This window comes from Chryseobacterium sp. PMSZPI, assembly GCF_002835665.1.
In the GTDB taxonomy this organism is placed as follows: domain Bacteria; phylum Bacteroidota; class Bacteroidia; order Flavobacteriales; family Weeksellaceae; genus Chryseobacterium.
This window is the reverse complement of sequence record NZ_PIZV01000060.1, coordinates 67156-86674: the sequence shown is the minus strand read 5'-3', so window position 1 is coordinate 86674 and position 19519 is coordinate 67156. Positions and strand designations below refer to the sequence as shown.

General features: G+C 34.2%; 22 protein-coding genes. 2 read left to right on the top strand and 20 right to left on the bottom strand.

The window, feature by feature from the left end; translation table 11 throughout:
* Nucleotides 1-122: 122 nt before the first annotated feature.
* Both CW752_RS12325 and CW752_RS12320 read left to right on the top strand, forming a co-directional pair.
* Nucleotides 123-794 carry a DUF4197 family protein gene (locus tag CW752_RS12325; protein ID WP_101240006.1) on the top strand — a complete coding sequence of 224 codons (672 nt, stop codon included), beginning with the start codon at nucleotides 123-125 and terminating at the stop codon, nucleotides 792-794.
* Between the two features lie 40 nt (nucleotides 795-834).
* Complete coding sequence (locus CW752_RS12320) at nucleotides 835-1140, top strand: DUF493 family protein (protein WP_101240005.1); 306 nt, start codon at nucleotides 835-837, stop codon at nucleotides 1138-1140.
* A 227-nt stretch (nucleotides 1141-1367) separates the two neighbouring features.
* Here the strand turns inward: CW752_RS12320 and CW752_RS12310 are convergent, their stop codons facing one another.
* The 20 genes from CW752_RS12310 to eco all read right to left on the bottom strand — a co-directional run bounded on the left by CW752_RS12310 (nucleotide 1368) and on the right by eco (nucleotide 19512).
* Nucleotides 1368-2114 carry a GLPGLI family protein gene (locus CW752_RS12310; protein WP_101240003.1) on the bottom strand — a complete coding sequence of 249 codons (747 nt, stop codon included), beginning with the start codon at nucleotides 2112-2114 and terminating at the stop codon, nucleotides 1368-1370.
* Nucleotides 2115-2801: 687 nt separating this feature from the next.
* Nucleotides 2802-3152, bottom strand: coding sequence for an ArsC/Spx/MgsR family protein (locus CW752_RS12305; RefSeq protein WP_101240002.1), 351 nt, complete (start codon nucleotides 3150-3152; stop codon nucleotides 2802-2804).
* 85 nt (nucleotides 3153-3237) lie between these two features.
* Nucleotides 3238-3852 carry a deoxynucleoside kinase gene (locus CW752_RS12300; RefSeq protein ID WP_101240001.1) on the bottom strand — a complete coding sequence of 205 codons (615 nt, stop codon included), beginning with the start codon at nucleotides 3850-3852 and terminating at the stop codon, nucleotides 3238-3240.
* A gap of 23 nt (nucleotides 3853-3875) precedes the next feature.
* Nucleotides 3876-4772 carry a hypothetical protein gene (locus CW752_RS12295; RefSeq protein WP_228401741.1) on the bottom strand — a complete coding sequence of 299 codons (897 nt, stop codon included), beginning with the start codon at nucleotides 4770-4772 and terminating at the stop codon, nucleotides 3876-3878.
* A gap of 155 nt (nucleotides 4773-4927) precedes the next feature.
* A complete protein-coding gene (locus CW752_RS12290) occupies nucleotides 4928-5953 on the bottom strand; it encodes a glutaminyl-peptide cyclotransferase (RefSeq protein ID WP_101240017.1) in 1026 nt (341 codons plus the stop codon).
* Nucleotides 5954-6050: 97 nt separating this feature from the next.
* Nucleotides 6051-7073: a glutaminyl-peptide cyclotransferase gene (locus tag CW752_RS12285; protein ID WP_101239999.1), complete on the bottom strand. Its 1023-nt coding sequence runs from the start codon at nucleotides 7071-7073 to the stop codon at nucleotides 6051-6053.
* Between the two features lie 35 nt (nucleotides 7074-7108).
* On the bottom strand, nucleotides 7109-7492 hold the full coding sequence (locus tag CW752_RS12280; protein ID WP_101239998.1) for a VOC family protein: 384 nt from the start codon (nucleotides 7490-7492) through the stop codon (nucleotides 7109-7111).
* Entirely contained in the window at nucleotides 7489-7998 is a 510-nt protein-coding gene (locus CW752_RS12275) for a GNAT family N-acetyltransferase (RefSeq protein ID WP_101239997.1), read from the bottom strand. Before CW752_RS12275 ends, CW752_RS12280 begins: the two co-directional genes overlap by 4 nt.
* A gap of 2 nt (nucleotides 7999-8000) precedes the next feature.
* Nucleotides 8001-8426 carry an SRPBCC domain-containing protein gene (locus CW752_RS12270; protein ID WP_101239996.1) on the bottom strand — a complete coding sequence of 142 codons (426 nt, stop codon included), beginning with the start codon at nucleotides 8424-8426 and terminating at the stop codon, nucleotides 8001-8003.
* Between the two features lie 78 nt (nucleotides 8427-8504).
* On the bottom strand, nucleotides 8505-10118 hold the full coding sequence (locus CW752_RS12265; protein WP_101239995.1) for a Na+/H+ antiporter: 1614 nt from the start codon (nucleotides 10116-10118) through the stop codon (nucleotides 8505-8507).
* A gap of 93 nt (nucleotides 10119-10211) precedes the next feature.
* On the bottom strand, nucleotides 10212-11216 hold the full coding sequence (locus CW752_RS12260; protein ID WP_101239994.1) for a bestrophin family protein: 1005 nt from the start codon (nucleotides 11214-11216) through the stop codon (nucleotides 10212-10214).
* 96 nt (nucleotides 11217-11312) lie between these two features.
* Nucleotides 11313-11990, bottom strand: coding sequence for a DUF2490 domain-containing protein (locus CW752_RS12255; protein ID WP_101240016.1), 678 nt, complete (start codon nucleotides 11988-11990; stop codon nucleotides 11313-11315).
* Between the two features lie 641 nt (nucleotides 11991-12631).
* On the bottom strand, nucleotides 12632-13081 hold the full coding sequence (locus CW752_RS12250; protein ID WP_101239993.1) for a VOC family protein: 450 nt from the start codon (nucleotides 13079-13081) through the stop codon (nucleotides 12632-12634).
* Between the two features lie 73 nt (nucleotides 13082-13154).
* The gene (locus CW752_RS12245) at nucleotides 13155-13526 is read right to left on the bottom strand and encodes a VOC family protein (protein WP_101239992.1); all 372 of its coding nucleotides are present in this window, start codon (nucleotides 13524-13526) and stop codon (nucleotides 13155-13157) included.
* Between the two features lie 57 nt (nucleotides 13527-13583).
* Nucleotides 13584-14054, bottom strand: a complete 471-nt coding sequence (locus CW752_RS12240; protein WP_101240015.1) for a hypothetical protein — start codon at nucleotides 14052-14054, stop codon at nucleotides 13584-13586.
* Between the two features lie 10 nt (nucleotides 14055-14064).
* Nucleotides 14065-14520, bottom strand: coding sequence for a DUF1569 domain-containing protein (locus tag CW752_RS12235; RefSeq protein WP_101239991.1), 456 nt, complete (start codon nucleotides 14518-14520; stop codon nucleotides 14065-14067).
* Nucleotides 14521-14723: 203 nt separating this feature from the next.
* Nucleotides 14724-15932 carry an ABC transporter permease gene (locus CW752_RS12230; protein WP_101239990.1) on the bottom strand — a complete coding sequence of 403 codons (1209 nt, stop codon included), beginning with the start codon at nucleotides 15930-15932 and terminating at the stop codon, nucleotides 14724-14726.
* A 144-nt stretch (nucleotides 15933-16076) separates the two neighbouring features.
* Nucleotides 16077-17033 carry an HlyD family secretion protein gene (locus CW752_RS12225; RefSeq protein ID WP_101239989.1) on the bottom strand — a complete coding sequence of 319 codons (957 nt, stop codon included), beginning with the start codon at nucleotides 17031-17033 and terminating at the stop codon, nucleotides 16077-16079.
* Between the two features lie 11 nt (nucleotides 17034-17044).
* Nucleotides 17045-18463 (bottom strand): TolC family protein, encoded by a 1419-nt coding sequence (locus tag CW752_RS12220; protein ID WP_185117625.1) that lies wholly within the window; start codon nucleotides 18461-18463, stop codon nucleotides 17045-17047.
* A gap of 560 nt (nucleotides 18464-19023) precedes the next feature.
* A complete protein-coding gene (gene eco / locus CW752_RS12215) occupies nucleotides 19024-19512 on the bottom strand; it encodes a serine protease inhibitor ecotin (protein ID WP_101239988.1) in 489 nt (162 codons plus the stop codon).
* Between the last annotated feature and the right edge of the window lie 7 nt (nucleotides 19513-19519).

Genomic DNA, 19519 nt, shown 5'->3' with positions numbered 1-19519 from the left:
ATGCCCAAATATTAATTTTCAGAAAATAATTCACCAAATGCGCATGCAAAATTTAATATTTTGTTAAATAGATAATAGTATTTACCTTTGGTGCAGTTTTTGAAAAACCAAGAAAAAGATCAATGAAAAAATATATTATAGCAGCGGCTCTTATAATAGGGACCGGTACCCTGATAACCACTACGGTACAGTCATGCACAACATTGGCGACATCCGATATGGGGCTTTCCATTATTAAAAGAATGCTTCTTAACGGGATTGATAAAGGGATGGGAATTTACACCAATAAAGAAGCTTTTCTTCAAAACAATATGGTAGATAAGGCTCTTCCCAAGCAATTGAGAGAGGTTAATTCCATGTTGGAAAAAATTGCACCTTCATTAGTAGCTAAAGAAAGAGATTATATTGCACAGGCAGCAGCTTATACTGTCAATACTTCAAGACCAATTCTACAGGGTGCCGTAAACAGCTTAAATGCTCAGGACGTATCAAGAATTATCCAGGGGACTACTGCCACCCAGATTCTCAAAGAAAAGACCTCTCAGCAACTTATCGCAGCGATAGCTCCAAAGGTAGATGAGAAATTAAATGAATACGGAATCGTGAAAACCATCAACACAGCCTTATCCGGAAGTAATTTCCTGGGAAGTCTTTTAGGTGGAAATAAGAATACGGTAAATGCAGGAGGATTAAGCCAACTTGCTTCGGAGCAACTGGTAAGCGGGCTGTTCAATATTATCGAAGATTATGAACATCAGAACTCAAAATCCCTGTTGGGACCGTTTGGAAAATAGGAAAAATTTCGTTATATTTATATTATATTAATAATTGCAGATGGATATATTACAAGGAAATCAACACGCAAGCCCGGAAGATTTTTACAAATCTCTGAGCGAAAAACTGGAGGATCATCACGATTTTCCGGAAGATTATTTATTTAAATTTATTATTCCTACAGACCAGGCAAAACTTACTGAAATTTACAAAGTTTTTGATGGTATTAAATTTACATTAGGAAATCGCGAAAGCAAAAATGGAAAATACACTGCCTGCAATATCAATGCATTTGTTTTGGATGCTAACCAGGTGGTAAATATTTATAAAGAAGTAGCAAAAATAGAAGGCGTTATTCTATTGTAGAAATTAAAGACTGTCTGGCTTGACAGTCTTTTTTATTATCAGATAAAATGTAAAAGATTTTGATGATCGATAGAAATGGGCTTTAGCCCATTTAATAAATAAAAACCTTCCATAGGCTTTAGCCCAAACCTGGAATTTTAAAATCAGCAATAAATCCTTCTCTATGGATAAACACGAAAGTAAAAAAGCACCCATAGAGGTGCTTTTATAATTAATGATTATTAAAATTATTTGGTCGTCTGGTCTTCCCATTCAAAATGTTGTTCAACACCTAGACGAACTGTTGCTATTTTTCCAGTACTTCCACTAATTTTACTACTATTTAAGAAACTGGTTGCAGCATCATCTTTTCGTATTATATAGTCTTTCATCTTAGCTTTTGTAAAGTTAGGAAAATCAGGATTATATTCAACTTTAGATTTGTCATTAAGGTCAACTTTTACAGCTTTCCATAAATCAAAATCTTTACCATCAACCCTTACATCAAGAATTGCACCTGGTAACCCAAAAAATTTAAATGGACCAACAGAATAAGGAATTTCTTTTGTAAAGTAGGCAGTTACTGAAGAACCACGAAAATTAGCTATTGCTTTTATACATTCGTAACCAAGTATTTTTTTAGTAGATTCTTTTTCAATTTTCCAATTAATCTGTGGAACTTTATCATATACAAAATAATAGTCTTCTGCATTGTCCTTAACAAATGATGTAAAAAAGAAATTCCTGTCATTTGTTGTATCATCAATATTAGAAATAAAATAAAAATCTTGAGTTTTTTTATTTTTATTAAAACTTGGGTCTGTCCACATAATGTTACCATCTTGTTTTGATATAACCTTTGTACCATTAGTATATAAATCCTCATATACATTGGCAATAGGTGACCTTACATTCAAGTATTGTATGTGTATCTGCTTTTGTGCTGATAAGCCCCAAAAAAATAAAAGAGATAGAAGAAAAAGAAACTTGTTCATTATATTTTTTTTGGTTGATTCTTAAGGGTTAACATCGGTTGATTGCCCTAATGCCGTTTGTTGCTTTACATTATAACCTTTAGATCTTAAATCGGCAATAACCCCAGCTTGATAAGCCATGCAGCTATTTAAATTGGTTGATCAGAGGTAAACCATTGTTGCCCTGTAGCTTGCCCCGATGAGTTGTAATAAGTTACCATAACCCCACACAGTTGGAAAGCAACTTTAGCAGTTTTTGTTTCAATTTTGTTTTCTAATGCACCTTTTGCGCTTACAAGTCCAGTAACTCCAATGGTTACTAATAAAATTACTTTTTTTCATAATAATTGTTTTTTAATGTTAGTTATTGTTTTAAAAACTTGATTTAAATATATAAAATAAATCAATTATACTGGGATTTATTCTTTTATGCCAAATCGCTATTTATCAACCACTTATATATATAAAAAATATTTTTTTATTAGAATTATGGACATCTGTAATGTTAGTTAAAGTATTTATATATAAGCTTTATACTGTTTAAGTAGTAAAAGAAAGAAATGCACTCTAGCTGAGTGCATTTTTAATATGATTTAAATGGTCTTTAAATATTGGTTAAAATTGGCTGAAGTTTCCAATTAGAAGTTGACTTGCATAGTTGCTATTTTTTACTTTTGGTTCCGCCAATTAAGTATTATTTCTATATCTCTATTTTTCAATAAAGAATTTTACATTTTCAATAGGTCTTCCTAACATGGCTACGGAACCTTTTACTAAAATAGGTCGTTGTATCAGTGAAGGATTTTCAGACAAAATTTTAATCCATTCTTCTTCGGAATAGTTTTTATCTGCATAATTTTCAATATATAATTTATCCGTTTTACGAATGATATGGAAAACGCTTTGGTTAAGTTTCTTCAAAACTGTTTTAATCTCCAATACACTCAACGGATCCTCAATGATATTGATAATCTCAAAAGACACTCCATTTTCATCAAGATACTCCAATACAGCATTTGACTTTGAACAGTTTCCGTTATGTAAAACTTTAACTAACATTTTTAATTATTTAGGATTAAACTTGTTTACAACAAATTTACTAAGAAATCATTTGGACTTCTCTTAATATTCTGATAAATATTTGCTAAAACAATCCGTGAAGTTCCGCTTCAATTTTCTCCAGAATAAATCCGAAATCCTCCGGTTTTTCAACAAAATCCAAATCATCTACTTCAATAACCAAAAGCTTACCTTCCGTATAATTGGAAATCCACTTTTCATATTTTTGATTTAGTTTTGATAGATATTCGATACTAATGGACGCTTCGTATTCACGCCCTCTTTTGTAGATTTTCTTTACAAGATTGGGTACATCAGATTTTAAATAAATCAATAAATCCGGTGCAGAAACAAAGGTTTTCATCAGATCGAAAAGTGATGAATAATTATTGAAATCTCTGTCAGAAAGAAGATTCATATCATTTAAGTTTTCTGCAAAAATGTGGGCATCTTCATAAATGGTACGATCCTGAATAATATTTTTACCACTTTCTCTGATTTCTTTCACCTGACGGAATCTACTTCCCAGGAAATACACCTGCAACGCAAAACTCCACTTGCTCATATCCGAATAAAAGTCCTCCAAATAAGGATTGTGATCTACATCTTCAAATTGTGCATCCCATCCGTAATGCTTGGAGAGCATCGTAGTTAAAGTTGTTTTTCCTGCTCCAATGTTTCCTGTAACTGCAATATGCATATTTTTTTCCTTGTATTTACTGATTAATTGATAAGCTTCTCCACCACTGTCGCCTGAACATCGGAAGCTTCTTCTATCAATTTTTCTAATGTATTGTCTGAAGATTTTCCTTCGGATTTTGCCTTTTCCTTTTCTTCAATATGTTCTATTGGTTTTTCCGTGGAATTCGGCTTTACTTCCGGTTGAGTTTCTGGTTCTTTTGGCAAGTCGGTTTTCTTTACTTTTTCAAGACTGTAAAGATAAAGCTTGTTCCCTTTGATTTCAAAATAAGATAGGATGTTTTTATCCACAATTTGTGCATCCTGATCTTCAAAAATAGTGACCATTCCTTTTTCAGGAACATATTTTAAAATGGAATTATTGGCAACAACCAGAATCGTATCATTTTCTCTTCTGAAGCGTTTTCCATTATTCACAGGGGTTTCATAAAGTTTCTCAAACTTCAGCGTATAAACACTGACGCTTTTTCTTGTCAGAATATAAATTTTATTTTCATATACCAGCAAATCCAACAGGTCTTCAAAGCTAATATCAAAAGGGTATGAATTGATGGTTGTATCGTTCCTGAAATTATATTGTATCAGTCGCTTTGTACTATCATCCAATAGCCATAGCTGCTGTAAATCTTCTGCATAAGCCATTCTGATAAAACCAAACTTTTGTTTAAAATCAAGCTTTTGGATTTCATTCAAATTTTGATCTACAAATTTCATTTCCTGAGCATTTTCAGAAAACAGAGGAACATTCAATGGATTTTGTACTGTTTGGACCTTATAAGGAACAGTAAGCATCATTTTTCCAATCTGTTTCCCTAATGAGTCGTATTTTGTAAAGCTGAAGTCTTTGTTTTTATAGATGTAGAGATTGCCATAATCATCTGCAAGCATATCTTTGGCTTCCTTTAATTTCAGAGTATCCAAAGGAAGAATTTTCTGTGCCGTCGATGTACAGAAAATGAAAATGCATATTAAATATAGTAGCCTCAAATTGTATTTTGTTAAAGATAATTTTCCTCCGGAGAAGATTGCAATTTACATACTTTTATTTAAACTAAAATGATGTTTCATTATGTCCCTCATTTTATAGCAACCTCGTAGATTTTAGCCCAATTTTTTCCTGTAACCAACATATTCTCTCCTTTGAATGCGATTCCGTTTAATACATTTTCACTTTCACCTCTATCATTTTCGCCGGTCAGTTTGGTAAAATCAAATTTACCAACGACTTCTCCGGTTGTTGGATTAATTTTTAAAATAATCGGTCTATGCCATACATTCGAATAGATAAAACCGTTATGATATTCCAATTCATTAAGCTGCTCAAATGTTTCGGTATTTCCTGCCACGGAAACTGTTTTCACAATTTTTGAAGGATTATTAATACCAAGAAAATAAAGGTTTTTTGAACCGTCTGTTGCCACAAGGTTTTTTCCGTCATAGGTCAACCCCCAACCTTCTCCGATCACATTAGGTAAAGGAAATTCTGAAAGTTGTTCGAATGTTTTTTTATCGTAAACAAATCCTATTTTATTCTTATAAGTTAACTGATAAATTTTATCTCCAACTACAGCGCAACCTTCAGAAAAAACACCAGCAGGCTGCTGCTTAACCATGCCAGGAGTGGCTGATCCTAATGTGTATTTTATAAGTTGTGAGGCACCATCTAACCCATCACTTTCATAGATTATATTTCCTTCTGCAAGAAACCCTTCTACAAAATTCTTGGGATCGTGCGGATATTCCGCAACAATCTGATAGGTCATATTTTTTTCAGGATTTTTGGCAAATACGTTGATTGTTGCATCCTGATTCAACACCTCACCTCCTTTTGTTTTGATAGTAAAAGTAACAGCATTATCCCCCAAAGTAAAAAACCTGGGATCAATGACAAAACTGTTTGTTTCTTTATCTCCGAAACTTATGGTTACACTTTCAGCATTTTCCGTCACCTCTTTTGGAAGTTCCAATTTATCACCAAAATGATAGCCTTTAGCTTCTTTTGAATTATTGTAATCAGCCAAAATATCCAGCATCTTTTCGTTATTATGACAAGAAGCCAGCAGAAGCACTGCCATAAAACCGGCTATTATGTTTCGCCTCATGAGATTTTTAATCATTTTTCAAAAATACTAAATTTTACGCCTTACATAAAAATAGCGTCCCTTCAGGAACGCTATGTTTTATAGATAGATGAATTATTTATTTCACCTGAACTTCATATATTTTTGGCCAGTTTTTACCTGTTACCAACATATTATCACCTTTGAAAGCAATTCCGTTCAATACATCATCACTTCCTTTTGTATTTTGTTTGGCAATATCCGAGAAATCAAAAGTCCCGACAACTTCTCCATTAGCAGGATTAATCTTTAGAATGATTGGTTTTTGCCACACGTTTGCATAAACAAATCCGTTGTGATACTCTAATTCGTTCAATTGATCATATGCTTGTGAACTTCCGGCAACAGCAATATATTTAATAAGTTTTGAAGGATCGTTCGGATCAAGGAAATATAAAAGCTTACTCCCGTCCGATGCAATCAGGTTTTTCCCGTCATATGTCAATCCCCAACCTTCACCTAATACATTTGGATAAGCAAATTCGGAAAGTAATTTTAAAGAATTCTTATCATAGATATACCCTTTTTTACTCTGCCATGTCAACTGATAGACTTTATCGCCTACAATGGTACTTCCTTCAGAAAAATCTTCAGGAGCCTGTTTTGTAGAAGCCAGAGGTGTGGTCGTTCCTAATGTATATTTTAAAATCTGAGAAGATCCGTTTTGACCATCACTTTCATAAATGGTGTTTCCTTCTATTTGAAATCCCTGTACAAAATTTTTAGGGTCATGCGGATATTCTGCTACAATCTGATATACCATGTTTTTTTCAGGATTTTTGGCAAATACATTGATTGTAGCATCCTGATTCAATACTTCTCCTCCTTTTGTTTTAATATTAAAAGTAACCGCATTATCTCCTAAAGTGAAAAACTTTGGATCAATAACTAAGCTTGTCGTTTCTTTATCTCCAAAACTAATGGTTACGCTTTCTGCATTGTCCGTTACTTCTTTCGGAAGTTCCAGCTTATCACCAAAGTGATATCCTTTTGTCTCCATTGAATTATTATAATTGCTTAATGTATTCAGGATTTCTTTATCCTTGTTACAAGAAGCCAGTAATAAAATTGCTGCGAAACCCGCTATAATATTTTTTTTCATTGATATTTTAAATATTTCCCCAAAAATAGCAAATTTTATTCCGTATTGCCAATATTATCCACAGGTTCACCAAATTGTAGTATATAACCGTTATTATCATAGATCGCAAATTCCCGCATTCCCCATTCAAAAGTTTCGATTTCATAGCAAACGTCGGCTTTCGTTTTAAGGTCTTCCCAAAGATCATCTACATGATTTACATTAAAATAAAATGAACCGGTAAAACCAATCCCATGGTTCTTTTCATGCTTATTGGGTTGGGAAATCATAATATGCACCTCATCTTTACGAAGTGATGCCCATTCCCATTCATCATTCCTGGCCATTAATGTAAAGCCCAGAACATGCATATAAAACCCTATGGTTTCATCAAGATTTTCTGTCCAAAGAATGGGTCTCAGCCCTGTAAATTCTATCATAATTCCTGTAATTCAAAAGTATTTTTACGAATCTTCATATTAAGAGAGATCCATGTTTCCTTGTCAATCTTAGCTTCTTTTTTAATATGGGGATCAATGGTAAATCCTACTTTTTTGTAACATTCAATTGCCCCGACATTCCAATCGTACACGTTCAGTTCAGCAGTATCTTTATCGAAATGGCTAAACCCATACTTCAAAAGTTCCTTCATTACTTTTTTACCATATCCCTTCCCTCTGTTATTATCATCCCAAATCAAAATTCTTCCTAACAAAAATGTTTCTTCCTTCAAAAAGATCTGAGCGTGTCCGATTGCATTTCCATTACTTTGATCTACAATTTTAAATAATCTCCTGTCTGGGTTAGATAAATCTTCTTCCAATTGATCTTCTGTCAAAGGAAAATGATACATTGGTCCTGCAAATTGGAGAAGCATACGTTCATCTGTTATTTTTGAGATTAACGTCTGAGCATCCTCAATATTAAAAGCTTGTAATTCAATCATTATTATTGTTCTAAATATCCCTTTAAACTTTGTCCGATAATAGCATTCCAACCTTGCATAAACTGTTCTTTTGAAAAGCGATCTCCTAAAATTTTAAAATTTTCGATATTTTCATGGGTCAATTTTACCAAAGTACCCTTGTCTTCCGGAAACAATTCCCAAGTTACAATAGTTTTCGCATCTGAATAATCCGGATAGGACCAAGTATGTTTTAATTTTTCATTCGGAATAATTTCCAAAATTTCACATTGATGACGGAATCTATTTTCCCCTCCCGGTTCATAGAAATTAAATACTTTTCCTACTTTCGGTTCAAAATCCTGAATATCGAAATACCATGATTTCATTTCATTCTTATCTGTCAATACTTTCCATATTTTTTCAGGTGAAGCATTGATTTTGTACTGAATGGTGATTGGTGTATTCATATGATTGATTTAACAGTTCTTCATACAATTAGCTTTAATATTATTAAAAATTGGGATTGAGATTCTTATTAAATTTATTTAACCATGCGAAAATCCGGTAATTTTCGCTTCATCAAAGTCCAATTGCATTTCAATGGTTCTCATCACATGATCATCAAATATTTTCTCTTTTTTCATTCTGTGCAACTCATTTCTCTGAGCCTGAATAATCTGGCGAAGCACATCTTTATTTTCATTGATTGCACTTACATAGTCTCCTGTAGATGCCATACATTGAGCTTTGTCAGCCATTAGCATCATTTCATTTTCCAGTTTGTGTTTTTGATGACGTACCAGACTGTTTGTTACGGCCAGTTCAGAAAAGTCATTATCCAGTTTATGGAGAGCCGTTTCTTTCAGTTTTCTCATCAGGATAACCTCTTGTTTTTCCTCCGGAAGTTCACTTCCTGCATCTTGTATATTTAACATTTTTAAGATTGGAGATAGTAATAAACCTTGTCCAACTAAAGTAATCAATATAATAACGAAAGTTACGAATAAAATAATATTTCGATGTGGAAATGCATCTCCATTAGGTAAAAATGCAGGAATCGATAATGCTGCAGCCAATGAAACTACTCCTCTCATGGCAGCAAAACTAATAATGAAGGGCTCTCTCCAATCCGGTTTAGGAACTTTTAATCTTAATTCTTTTGAACAAAGCCTCGGAAAATACATCAACGCATAACTATACAAAATTCTTGTTCCAATAATCGCTCCACCAATAACAACGCTATAAAAGATACCGTCAGCTATAGAATATTCTTTCATTCCCTCCACAACGATAGGCAGTTCAAGTCCAATGAGAATAAAGATAATCGTATTCATCAGGAATATCAGTACACTCCATACATTCCCGGATTGAATTCTTGAAGTATGGCTTAAATAACAATGTGAATTGTAAGACATCAATAATCCTCCTGCAACCACCGCAAGCACCCCTGAAAAATGAAAATGTTCTGCACCTACATACATAATGTAAGGAACGATAAGTGTAACAACCGTATCAATATTGGAATTTGTTGGAATTATCCTTAACAGTGCTCCAAATAAAAATCCGATCACAACACCAACCACAATCCCTCCAATAGCCATTGTAAAGAAATCCTGAACGGCATCTCTCCAGATAAACTGTCCTGAAATTACCGCTGCAAGAGCAAATTTAAACACAATTAAACTGGATGCATCATTAATTAAGCTTTCCCCTTCCAGAATATTCGTAATTTTCTTAGGAATCTTCATATGCTTTAACACCGAAGTCGCCGCCACTGCATCCGGTGGAGAATTCACTCCTCCCAAAAGGAACCCCATCGCCACCGTAAGTCCGGGAATGATAGATGATGAAAGGTAAGCAACAACGATTGAGGTTAAAAACACCAATCCAAAGGCCATTGAAAAAATTTGTTTTCTCCATTTATGAAAGTCTTGCCATGAGGTAAACCATGCTGCTTCAAATAAAATAGGAGGCAGAAAAATAAGAAAGACCAAATCAGGCTCTATTTCAATACGGGGCATTCCGGGAACAAAACTTATCAGCAACCCTGCAATCACAAGAAAAATTGGGTAGGCTACTTTTAATTTCTGTCCGATCATCACTAATATCATCACAGAAAGCAATACTGCAATAGATATGATAACATAACTATGAATCATTTTTAAATTCGTTTTTTAAGTATTATTTTTTGGATTAAAACCTTACAAATTTTATAGATAAAGCAGGTCGATATCCTAATCTTTTACTTCTTGTTAAAGCACAATATTATTTTTGGGAATAATCGCTGGTGGAAGATCAGATTCATCCAACATATCCCTCATATCAATTTCAATGGTGCGGCTGATCTGGGTAATAGGCACATCATTTGGGCTTCCTTCAAAAGGGTTTACGGAAGCCTCTCCTACGCTATCCAATGTATGAAAACACCAGGTTACCAATAATGAAAAAGGAATATTGAACCATAAGGTCCAGCCTTCTAATGCGGTCCCATCTCCTAATTTATCAAGCTCTTTTATTAATCCAAAGGGTACAAAAAGAATAAATAATAACAGCAAATAGGTTGTAATGGAAGAAAAGTTTCTCGGATAAGGAAAATTTTTAATCCTTTCTGCTTTTCCTTGATTATCCGTAAATTTTACCAATTGCTGATTGATTTGCGTCCATTGAAAATCATTAATTTCTCCTTTTTCGTAAGCTTCGGACAATTCTTTACTCTGGTTTGCTACGAGCTGCGTCGCTCTATTTTTCTTACTTAGAATATATTGACGTTCATCTTCTGAAAGGTATTTCTTCAACTCTTCGTCCAGGCGGGACAGTCTTTCCGGGATATCATATTTCTTTGAATACTCATCAAATTGAGCCGTCCCCATGTTCTCCCAGGCCCTTGGCTCCCGAAGCTGAAAACGAAGTGCTGTAAGCCATGCATAATGACGAAGAAACATTTCTTTTACCTTTCCGGGATTCTTTCCGGCTAAAGCATCTCTTACAATATATCCAAAACTTCGGCTATCATTAATTATTGCTCCATAAATCTGTCTGGCTTCCCAAAGTCGGCTATAGCTTGCGTTATTTTTAAATCCAACTATAAAAGCTACAGCAGTTCCCAAGATCGCAATCGGCTGCCAGGGAATAGAAAGAAATTTCCAACCCAAAAAGTATAGTACGGTAGGAATGGCTGAAAATATCGTTAAAACATAAATACTGCGTCTCGTCCATTTCATGAACTCGCGCGCTCCGAATCTTTTTCCTGAATGCATATGTGTTTGTTTTTATTTTTTGTTATAATTAATCTCTCATGATACAAATTAACTGTTTTTCAATCTCATCAGAGCATTCAGCAGAAACGGTCATTTTTAATTTTTAGTAAATGGGATATTGTTATAAAAACCAATCTGAATCTGTCCTCTGTTTTTATTCTCCTGAATCTGATTCATATATCCCGCTTCTATCCTCATATTTTTATTGATGACATACCCTAAAGCTCCATACACCCTGTTTCGGTCAAAAACCGGACTATTGAAATGTAGGAAAATCTCATTGTATACTGATGCATAAAGAGTTTTTGGTAACATTTCCTTTTGGGTAATCGGGATATTCACTCCTAACATATAACGGAATCTCATTCTGAAATCATCTTCAAGAAAGCGTTCTTCTAAACGATAACGATGCTGAAGGTTAAAACGTCCAAACTTCTGTTTTGTAATATATTGCTGAAAGATTCGATGTTCAATGTTTTCTTTTTTTTCTTCCTTTACATAAGGTTGGCTTAGAATAAAACCGTATCCTAATAATACATTATTATTGTTTTCTGTCAGGTCATACCCTATTCCGGTACGAATTAAAAGCTGTTCCAAATCTCCAATCGCATCAAAATTCCGGTATTGGATCTCATTATGCAAGTTCAGCTTCTTACTGATCTTATTATTTCCAAAATACATATACCAGGCACCCAGATCACTTTTCTGTGCAAACGTTAAAACAGACCCTAAGCTCAATGTTGTGAAAACCAACTTCGTAAACACCTTTCTCATTTTCATTAATTACTATTATCTATCGTTTTAAACAAAATTAATATTTTAAATCAATAATAGCAAACAATATTTAATCAACTGGTTTAAAGTGTTTTTAGACTTATCAGAGTTCGGGGTAAAGAACTAAGGTTAAACGCTGGAAGATGGAGGAAGGAGGCTGGAAGTTACTTGTAGTTATAAGTATTGAAAGACTCTGTAAAATTAATATGATATAAACAAGATAAAATAGTTTATTATACCCGTTGTGCATTTTGATATTTTAATGTCAGCTCGGAGTAAAGTGATTTTGAAGCCGGGAGCTGGAAACTGGGCGTAATGAAGGCCATAGAGAATGGCGACTTGTCTTTTTTATCGGTCTTAAGGCAAAAATGAGTGATGCCATAGGATATCAGTCATTATAATTGAAAGTAACTTCCAGCTTCTTTCTTCCAGCTTCCGGCCCTTTTACCGGATTTCCTTACCCCGACTCAGTCGATTTTAGCTCAAAACGCACAACGGGTTTTATTATTTATAGTCTTCACAACTTCCCTCTTCCAGCTCCTAGCTTCTATCCTGATTAATACAGTAGATTACAATAAAAAACCGGCAAAATAACTGCCGGTAGATTTTAATTATATTTATTTCGGATAAAGATAGTGACCTTATGGATGTTGTTGCATCTTTGCAGGGTCATCATAGTTTACCATCCAGTTGATACCGAATTTATCAGTAAACATTCCAAAATAAGCTCCCCAGAATGTATCTTCCATTGGCATAGTTACCTGCCCGCCCGCAGAAAGACCATTAAATAATTTTCCGGCTTCTTCTTTTGAGTCTGCATTGATAGAAACAGCAAAATTATTTCCTTCTTTGAAATGAGGTGCCCATTCTCCTCCGGTATCACTTCCCATTAATACGGTTTCTTTAGAAATTGGAAGACTAACGTGCATAATTTTGTTTTTATCTTCGTCACTCATTTCTTTCCCTTCCATTGGAGGCATTTCTCCAAAAGTTCCGATATAAGGATATTCTCCTCCAAAAACTGATTTATAGAAATCAAATGCTTCTCTACAGTTTCCATTAAATGTCAAATAAACGTTTACTGATGCCATGTTTTTATAAGTTAAGTTTAATATGTTTTGTTGATGATATAGATATATTCCTCCTGATAACTTTCAGTCTGAACTACCTGTGCTGGTCTATTAAAATCATATTTCCGTCAGGATCCTTCAAATAAATATGTTCGGGGCCTGAAGTAGTTTCATCAGCTTCTTTATCAATCTCCACTCCATTTTCTTTTAAATGCCTTTGAATAGTACGTACATCATCAAAAGCATCAAGGTTTTCTGCATTTTCATTCCATCCCGGGTTGAACGTAAGCATATTCCCATCGAACATGGCCTGAAAAAGACCTATTAAAGTAGATCCGTTTTTCATGATCAGATAATTCTGTGCTGTATTTCCTGCCATCGTTGTAAAGCCTAATTTTTCGTAAAAGTCTTTAGATTTCTGAAGATCTTTTACACTTAAGCTGATAGAGAATGCTCCTAATTTCATATATCGTTTCTAAATTAAAAAAGTCGGGATTAAAAGCTGAACTTCTTATTCAATTATTTATTGGTTTTTTAAATGAGTCTTAAAGTCTAAAGTCCCGTCATAGCTTTTCCAATCTCCTGTAAGTTCAAGATTCTGTTCCTCGATTTGTTCGGTTTTTCTGTTCCATTTAAAATCGTAAACAAATTTCCCTTTAAAGGTACCGGAATGCTTTCCTTTGTTTTCTTCAGACAATTCGTACTCCCCAAATATTCTACCGCGCTTTCTGGCATCCTTATATTTTGACACCACTATTTTGCCTTCAAATTTGGCATAGTTATTATCCACAAGAGAATATCCGGAAATAAAATATTCCTGATCGTTTTTTTTATTCTGTTCGGAAGTATTGATCTTAAGTTTCAATTCCTGTCCTTTGTTACCAATCGTTCCAATGTAAGGTTTACTGTTGTTCATCCATACATTTGAAATATCCGGCATCTGCCCAAAAACGAAATTGGCAGTCAAGATAAAGAGTAATAAAAGTTTTTTCATAAAGGTATTTTTAAACACCAAATTGTGCTAAATGGTGATTCAAATGTTTTGCAAACATATTATTCCATTCCTGGGCATTTAATTTTCCGAAAGAAAAAGATTCTTTTCCATCAAAAGCATCCGCTCCCAATTGTTGAGTCTTTTGAATAAAGCCTATTAATCTTGTCTTTTCTTCATGAAAATTCTTTCTTCCTGAAACCAAAAACTGAGGCGCTGTAGGGGAATCTCTTGGATACGCTTTTTCTCCCACAACTTTAGGTTTCACAAATGTTTTTAAAATGAATTTTGCAATAGCTCCCGGTTTCTTATGTTTTTCAGGTTCAAAAACCATTTCATAAGTGATACTACAATGTGCCAACATCTGGTCAACCGTCATTTTTCCCCATAAACCATGTGTATCTTCTACCAGGTTATTTATTCTATCAATATAGTTTTGAGCATCTTTTGCATCAAATACATTTTCCATAATTTATCTAATTAACTACAGACAAATATATTAGTTTTTTCTTTTGATTTTAATAATTGGTTGAAAAAAAGGAAATGAGGAGGGGTAAGTTAGAGGTTGTTATTGATTGACATTAAGTGCAACAGTTCAGGTTAATCGGGTTCAAAGATTGAACGTTTTAAACCAGCAACCTTCAGTCAACTATGACCAACTAGTCACAAAACCTATTCGACGTCATTCTGAGAAGTACCTTCTGCTATAATTTCCTGTGAAGTTGATTTTTTAAATATAAACCAAAGCTTAATTTTTAAAGCAATCCATCCTAAAATAGCATATACTACCAAAAGAATACTTAGATGTTTTAGATAAGGAAAAGTAAGTTCTACAGATCCTTTTTGAATTAATAGAATTTTGAAGGCTTGCAGAAAAGGCGTTAATGGAATAATATTCGCAATAAACTGAACGAAAGCAGGCATTGCGCTTAAAGGCCATGTAAAACCACTGATGATAAAAGCAGGTGAAGCAATTACCATAAGAATCTGGGTCGCTTTCAACGCATCAGGAATTAAGATACTGATAAATACCCCAAGGAATGATACAGAACCTACGAAAACAGCCGTAAGAAGAATAAAATTAAGTATTCCTTCCGGCATTGGCACTCTAAAAATCATGTGCATAAAATAATATACACTCACGATAAGAATAGAAAATACCCAGATCGGAATTACCTTAATCAGCATTGTTGGAAATGCCCATTTTTTCATTTTCAGATATTCTTTCACAAAAGAGCCTCTTTCAAACTCTGCGGCAAAACTTACGGCCATTGCTAATAAAATGACCTGTTGCAACACCACAGCCAACATAGCCGGCCACATAAAGATAAGATAGTTCCCTGTTGTATTGAAAAGCGTAATATAATTGGCTTTGAACGGCTCATATTGAGTAGCTGCTTTTGCAGCTGGCATTCCTGCTTTTTGCAATGCTTTAATGGAAGCTCCGGCAGAAAAGGTTCCTATGGTAAGCTGAAGTGCTTTGGAGGCAAAATTAGCAGTTAAAACATTTCCTGTATTGATGTAAACATTCAGTTCAGGGTATTTTTTCTGAAGCATATCTCCTTCAAATCTCGAAGGAATAATGACTACAGCTGCTGCTTCATGTCGTATCACTTCATCTTTAATACTCAGAGGTTCCTGTAGATATTTAATAATTTTAATACTCTTATTATCATCCAGCATTTCGGTCAACTGATTAGACAGAGGAGTATTATCTCTGTCGATAACCAAAACAGGTGTATTTTCCACTTTTCCGCTTTTATAGACAAATCCCAATAAGGTTGCATAAAAAATAGGTGCCACAAAGAACACCGTCCTTAAGGTAGAATTGCCAATAAAAAGTTTGAACTCGCGTGCTAAAAGGCGGAAAAATTCTTTCATCTGTTTACTTTACTTTTATTTTTTATGCCGGATAGGAAAATTGAAAAGTTCAATAATCCAGTTTTATCATTCTTATACAGACTTAGAAAATCTCATTAAGATTCTTCACTACATTTTATTTCGTTCAGAATGACAATCTCATTATTATTTCAGGATCACATTTGCATTGACTAAAATGTTTTTAGCCTTATTCATATCTTTTGGTTTCACTTTAATTTCATAGATAGCGTCCTGTAGCTGATAGTCCGGATATGCAGTAGTAATATCAGCATACTTTGTCAGCTGCTTGATGTAGACAATGTTACCTGTCAGCTCTTCTTTGTTGTACACTACCTGCATCTGCACTTCCTGTCCTTTTTTATATTTTGAAATCGCACTTTCAGGAATGGTAAATCTGAAATACGTACTCTCGGGAATATATCCATTGAATAGTGCAAAACCAGCTGTTGCTAGTTCTCCTGTATTCAGGCTGATGGTTTCTATTTCCATATTATTGGTCGCAATAATGTATCTTTCAGAATAAGCTACATTAGCTTCCTGCAATGCTCCTTTAGCTTGGGATGCCTGTCCTGCTGCCATTTCTACTTTTTCAAAACGGGTTCCTCTTTTCACATCGTCCAATTCTGCTACCACAGCATCATATTGGGCTTTGGCACCCTGAAGCTTTGCATAGACTTCATCATGAGCCTGTGGAGACATTAAGCTGTCACGAAACATATTATTGGCTCTTCTATAGGATTTTTGAGCAAAATCATATTGCTCTTTCAGTCCTTTATATTTTGCCTGAAGCTGTCTCAATTGATCTGCTGTAGCTCCATTTTTAGCCATTTGTTCCTGGGCTGCAGCAGCATTCACAGCGCCTTGTGCCTGAGCTATTTTTGCAGAAACTTCCGGAACATCAAGCTGTGCCAGGGTATCCCCTTTTTTTACAGTCTGACCTTCAGAAACATATATTTTTAATATTCTCCCGGTAACTTTCGGAGCAAAAGAAATAACGTCTTTTTTAGTTTTTCCTTCCGGTTCCTTTACTTTTTCGTTTTTTTTGTCACAGCTCCCTAACAATAATAGAGCAGCAAAAAGTATAGATATATTTTTATGCATCATTTTAATTTTTAAGGGATTAAATAAAATTTGGTGATATCCAATTCCTGAGTGGACCTCATCAGCTCTATTCCCGCTCTTCTTTGGTTGAAAATTGCATTTTGATATTCAAGTTCAGCAGCTTCCAGATCATTTTCGGCATCGATAAGTTGTGATGACTTACTCATTCCGTATCTGAATTCTTTCTCGGCTTGTACCAATGCATTTTTTGCCAACTCTTTTTCTTTAGCTTTTAAAGTAATTTGTGCGCTTGCAATATCATAATTCGTTTGATTATTGGCCAAATTTAAAGTAAGCTTTTTCAGTGCATCTTCTTTCTGATTTTGCAACACTTCTTTTCCGACTTTGGCTGTTTCCTCTGCATGTTTTCCTTCTTTTCCATCAAAAATTTCCCATTTAAAACCAACTCCAGCGGTAATCAGTGGAAATACATTGATATTATTAGGACTCCAGTCCAATTTTCTACCTTCGTAACCTAATACCGGAACAGCCGGAATTATATTTTCCGAACTTTTGATACGGTTTCCATATAATCCGATATAATAGGCAGAAGCCATCAACTGTACTTTTGGAATCATCCATGTTTTTTCTGCTTTTATTTTATAGTCCGCTGCAGAAATCCCATGTTCCAACGCCCTGATTTCAGCTCTTTGTTCGATTCCCTTTTCAGCAGCAAGCAATTCTACGGGAGATAAAACAGGGTCGATCATTCTAAGACGTTCTTTATTGATACCTGTTAAAATATAAAGTTGGGTAAGCAGGAGTTCTTTTTTACCTTCATACTCTACCACTTTTGCATTTAAAGTAGCTTGTGCCAGTTCAATTTTTTTGTGATCATAAGGGGTAATCAAACCATAACCTAAAGCTTTATCTGCTGTTTTTTTGTTGATATCCAATCTTCTGGTACTTTCATCCAGTACTTTTTTAGATTGATGGATCAAAGCCAATTGATCATAGGCTTTAGAAATGCTGGCAATAACCTCATCTCTTGTTTTTTCCAACAAAATATCTTCCGACTTTTTCTTTTCTTCAACTGCTTTTTTAAGATATTTTACTTTCCCTCCGGAATAGACAAGCATTTTGGCATCTGCTTTTGCCAGTCCTGAAAATCCGGATACATTAAAGTTATTATTGAAGCTTCCTTCCGGAATATTGATGAATGGAGCCAGATTAATTTCCGGAGACGTCAATCTTGCAGTTCCGTTAACATAGCCTACTTTACCACTCACTTCCAAAGTAGGAAGAAAGATATCTTTCAGCTTATGTTCGTCAAGATCGGTAAGTTTATTTTGGGTGATTTGCATTTTGAGGTTCGAGTCCCGAACCATTGCACTATCTAAAAGTTCTTTAAAATCCGGCGCAGATTGTGCCCAGCTCAAAGCGGGGAACACAAGAAAACCAAACGCAAAAATCAATAAATTGTCTTTCATGGTTTATGTTTATAACAAATATAATGCAAAAAATGTTAAAATACTCAAGGATAATTTAACAAAACCTTGAATCTAAAATAAGTTTAAAATCTGTTTAAGTATAAAAGTCTTTGAAATAAAGTCTTATCAAAACCGTTTAAAAGTTAATTAAAAACTAAAAAAAAATGAAAAAAATTTTAACTCCACTTTTAGTTCTCTTCTTTTAAGGATCTTTTTCATAGAATACAAAGGCATTTAAAAATTCTGAACTGAAAAATTTCAAAGAAAACTTAGAACAAATATTATGATTAATTTGAGTTCGGGTTAATGAAATTCTGATTCTTTTAACGCTCGGATCGCAAAAGGTTTTGATCTATATTGAAAATAACTTTGTTCGCAAAGGTATTTCATTCAGCTAAGATATTTACGGCTTCATTGCTGAGTGAAACACCTTGGCGATCTTAAAAAGGATGAATATCTTCAAAAAACCTTGCGATCTATTACGGTAAAAGAATGTTATAAAAACGAAAACTCCCCACATTGCTGTGAGGAGTTTTCTGGTTATAATAAGCTTGCAAATTTTATTTCTGAACTGCTTTTTTCATTGCAGTGTCCGGACGTAAAACTCTGTAACGTACTTCAACGTCTTTTGGAACGTAAAATACCAATGGTAATTTACTGTTATATCTTACGATTTCCGGTTTAAGAGTAACAAACTTCTTAGAAAGCTTCTGTCCCGGGCAAGCCATTAATGTACCTGCTGTTTCTCCTTTTGATTCTACTTCATAATAGTTATATCCCCATCCTTGAAGATCCTGACTTTTCATTTCTCCCATTAAAGAGTAATTATTGCAGTCTAACATTTTTTCAATTCCCGCGAAAACCTCAACTTTTAAGTCATTTTCATTTTTTGCTATCGGAAGTTGAATATATACTTGTTTATATCCATCTTTAGCCTTTGGGAACATTTCAATCTGTAGTTTTTCAAACTTTTCAGCTTTCTTTTGAGCGAAAGCACTTACCCCAGCCATCAATACCAATCCTGTAATTAAAGTTTTTGAAAATTTCATTTTATTT

Bases quoted from the DNA above. Each gene is read 5' to 3' on its own strand.
- CW752_RS12325 (WP_101240006.1), top strand. From the start codon at position 123: ATGAAAAAATATATTATAGCAGCGGCTCTTATAATAGGGACCGGTACC.
- CW752_RS12320 (WP_101240005.1), top strand. From the start codon at position 835: ATGGATATATTACAAGGAAATCAACACGCAAGCCCGGAAGATTTTTAC.
- CW752_RS12310 (WP_101240003.1), bottom strand. From the start codon at position 2,114: ATGAACAAGTTTCTTTTTCTTCTATCTCTTTTATTTTTTTGGGGCTTA.
- CW752_RS12305 (WP_101240002.1), bottom strand. From the start codon at position 3,152: ATGTTAGTTAAAGTTTTACATAACGGAAACTGTTCAAAGTCAAATGCT.
- CW752_RS12300 (WP_101240001.1), bottom strand. From the start codon at position 3,852: ATGCATATTGCAGTTACAGGAAACATTGGAGCAGGAAAAACAACTTTA.
- CW752_RS12290 (WP_101240017.1), bottom strand. From the start codon at position 5,953: ATGAGGCGAAACATAATAGCCGGTTTTATGGCAGTGCTTCTGCTGGCT.
- CW752_RS12285 (WP_101239999.1), bottom strand. From the start codon at position 7,073: ATGAAAAAAAATATTATAGCGGGTTTCGCAGCAATTTTATTACTGGCT.
- CW752_RS12280 (WP_101239998.1), bottom strand. From the start codon at position 7,492: ATGATAGAATTTACAGGGCTGAGACCCATTCTTTGGACAGAAAATCTT.
- CW752_RS12275 (WP_101239997.1), bottom strand. From the start codon at position 7,998: ATGATTGAATTACAAGCTTTTAATATTGAGGATGCTCAGACGTTAATC.
- CW752_RS12270 (WP_101239996.1), bottom strand. From the start codon at position 8,426: ATGAATACACCAATCACCATTCAGTACAAAATCAATGCTTCACCTGAA.
- CW752_RS12265 (WP_101239995.1), bottom strand. From the start codon at position 10,118: ATGATTCATAGTTATGTTATCATATCTATTGCAGTATTGCTTTCTGTG.
- CW752_RS12260 (WP_101239994.1), bottom strand. From the start codon at position 11,216: ATGCATTCAGGAAAAAGATTCGGAGCGCGCGAGTTCATGAAATGGACG.
- CW752_RS12255 (WP_101240016.1), bottom strand. From the start codon at position 11,990: ATGAGAAAGGTGTTTACGAAGTTGGTTTTCACAACATTGAGCTTAGGG.
- CW752_RS12250 (WP_101239993.1), bottom strand. From the start codon at position 13,081: ATGGCATCAGTAAACGTTTATTTGACATTTAATGGAAACTGTAGAGAA.
- CW752_RS12245 (WP_101239992.1), bottom strand. From the start codon at position 13,526: ATGAAATTAGGAGCATTCTCTATCAGCTTAAGTGTAAAAGATCTTCAG.
- CW752_RS12240 (WP_101240015.1), bottom strand. From the start codon at position 14,054: ATGAAAAAACTTTTATTACTCTTTATCTTGACTGCCAATTTCGTTTTT.
- CW752_RS12235 (WP_101239991.1), bottom strand. From the start codon at position 14,520: ATGGAAAATGTATTTGATGCAAAAGATGCTCAAAACTATATTGATAGA.
- CW752_RS12230 (WP_101239990.1), bottom strand. From the start codon at position 15,932: ATGAAAGAATTTTTCCGCCTTTTAGCACGCGAGTTCAAACTTTTTATT.
- CW752_RS12225 (WP_101239989.1), bottom strand. From the start codon at position 17,033: ATGCATAAAAATATATCTATACTTTTTGCTGCTCTATTATTGTTAGGG.
- CW752_RS12220 (WP_185117625.1), bottom strand. From the start codon at position 18,463: ATGAAAGACAATTTATTGATTTTTGCGTTTGGTTTTCTTGTGTTCCCC.
- eco (WP_101239988.1), bottom strand. From the start codon at position 19,512: ATGAAATTTTCAAAAACTTTAATTACAGGATTGGTATTGATGGCTGGG.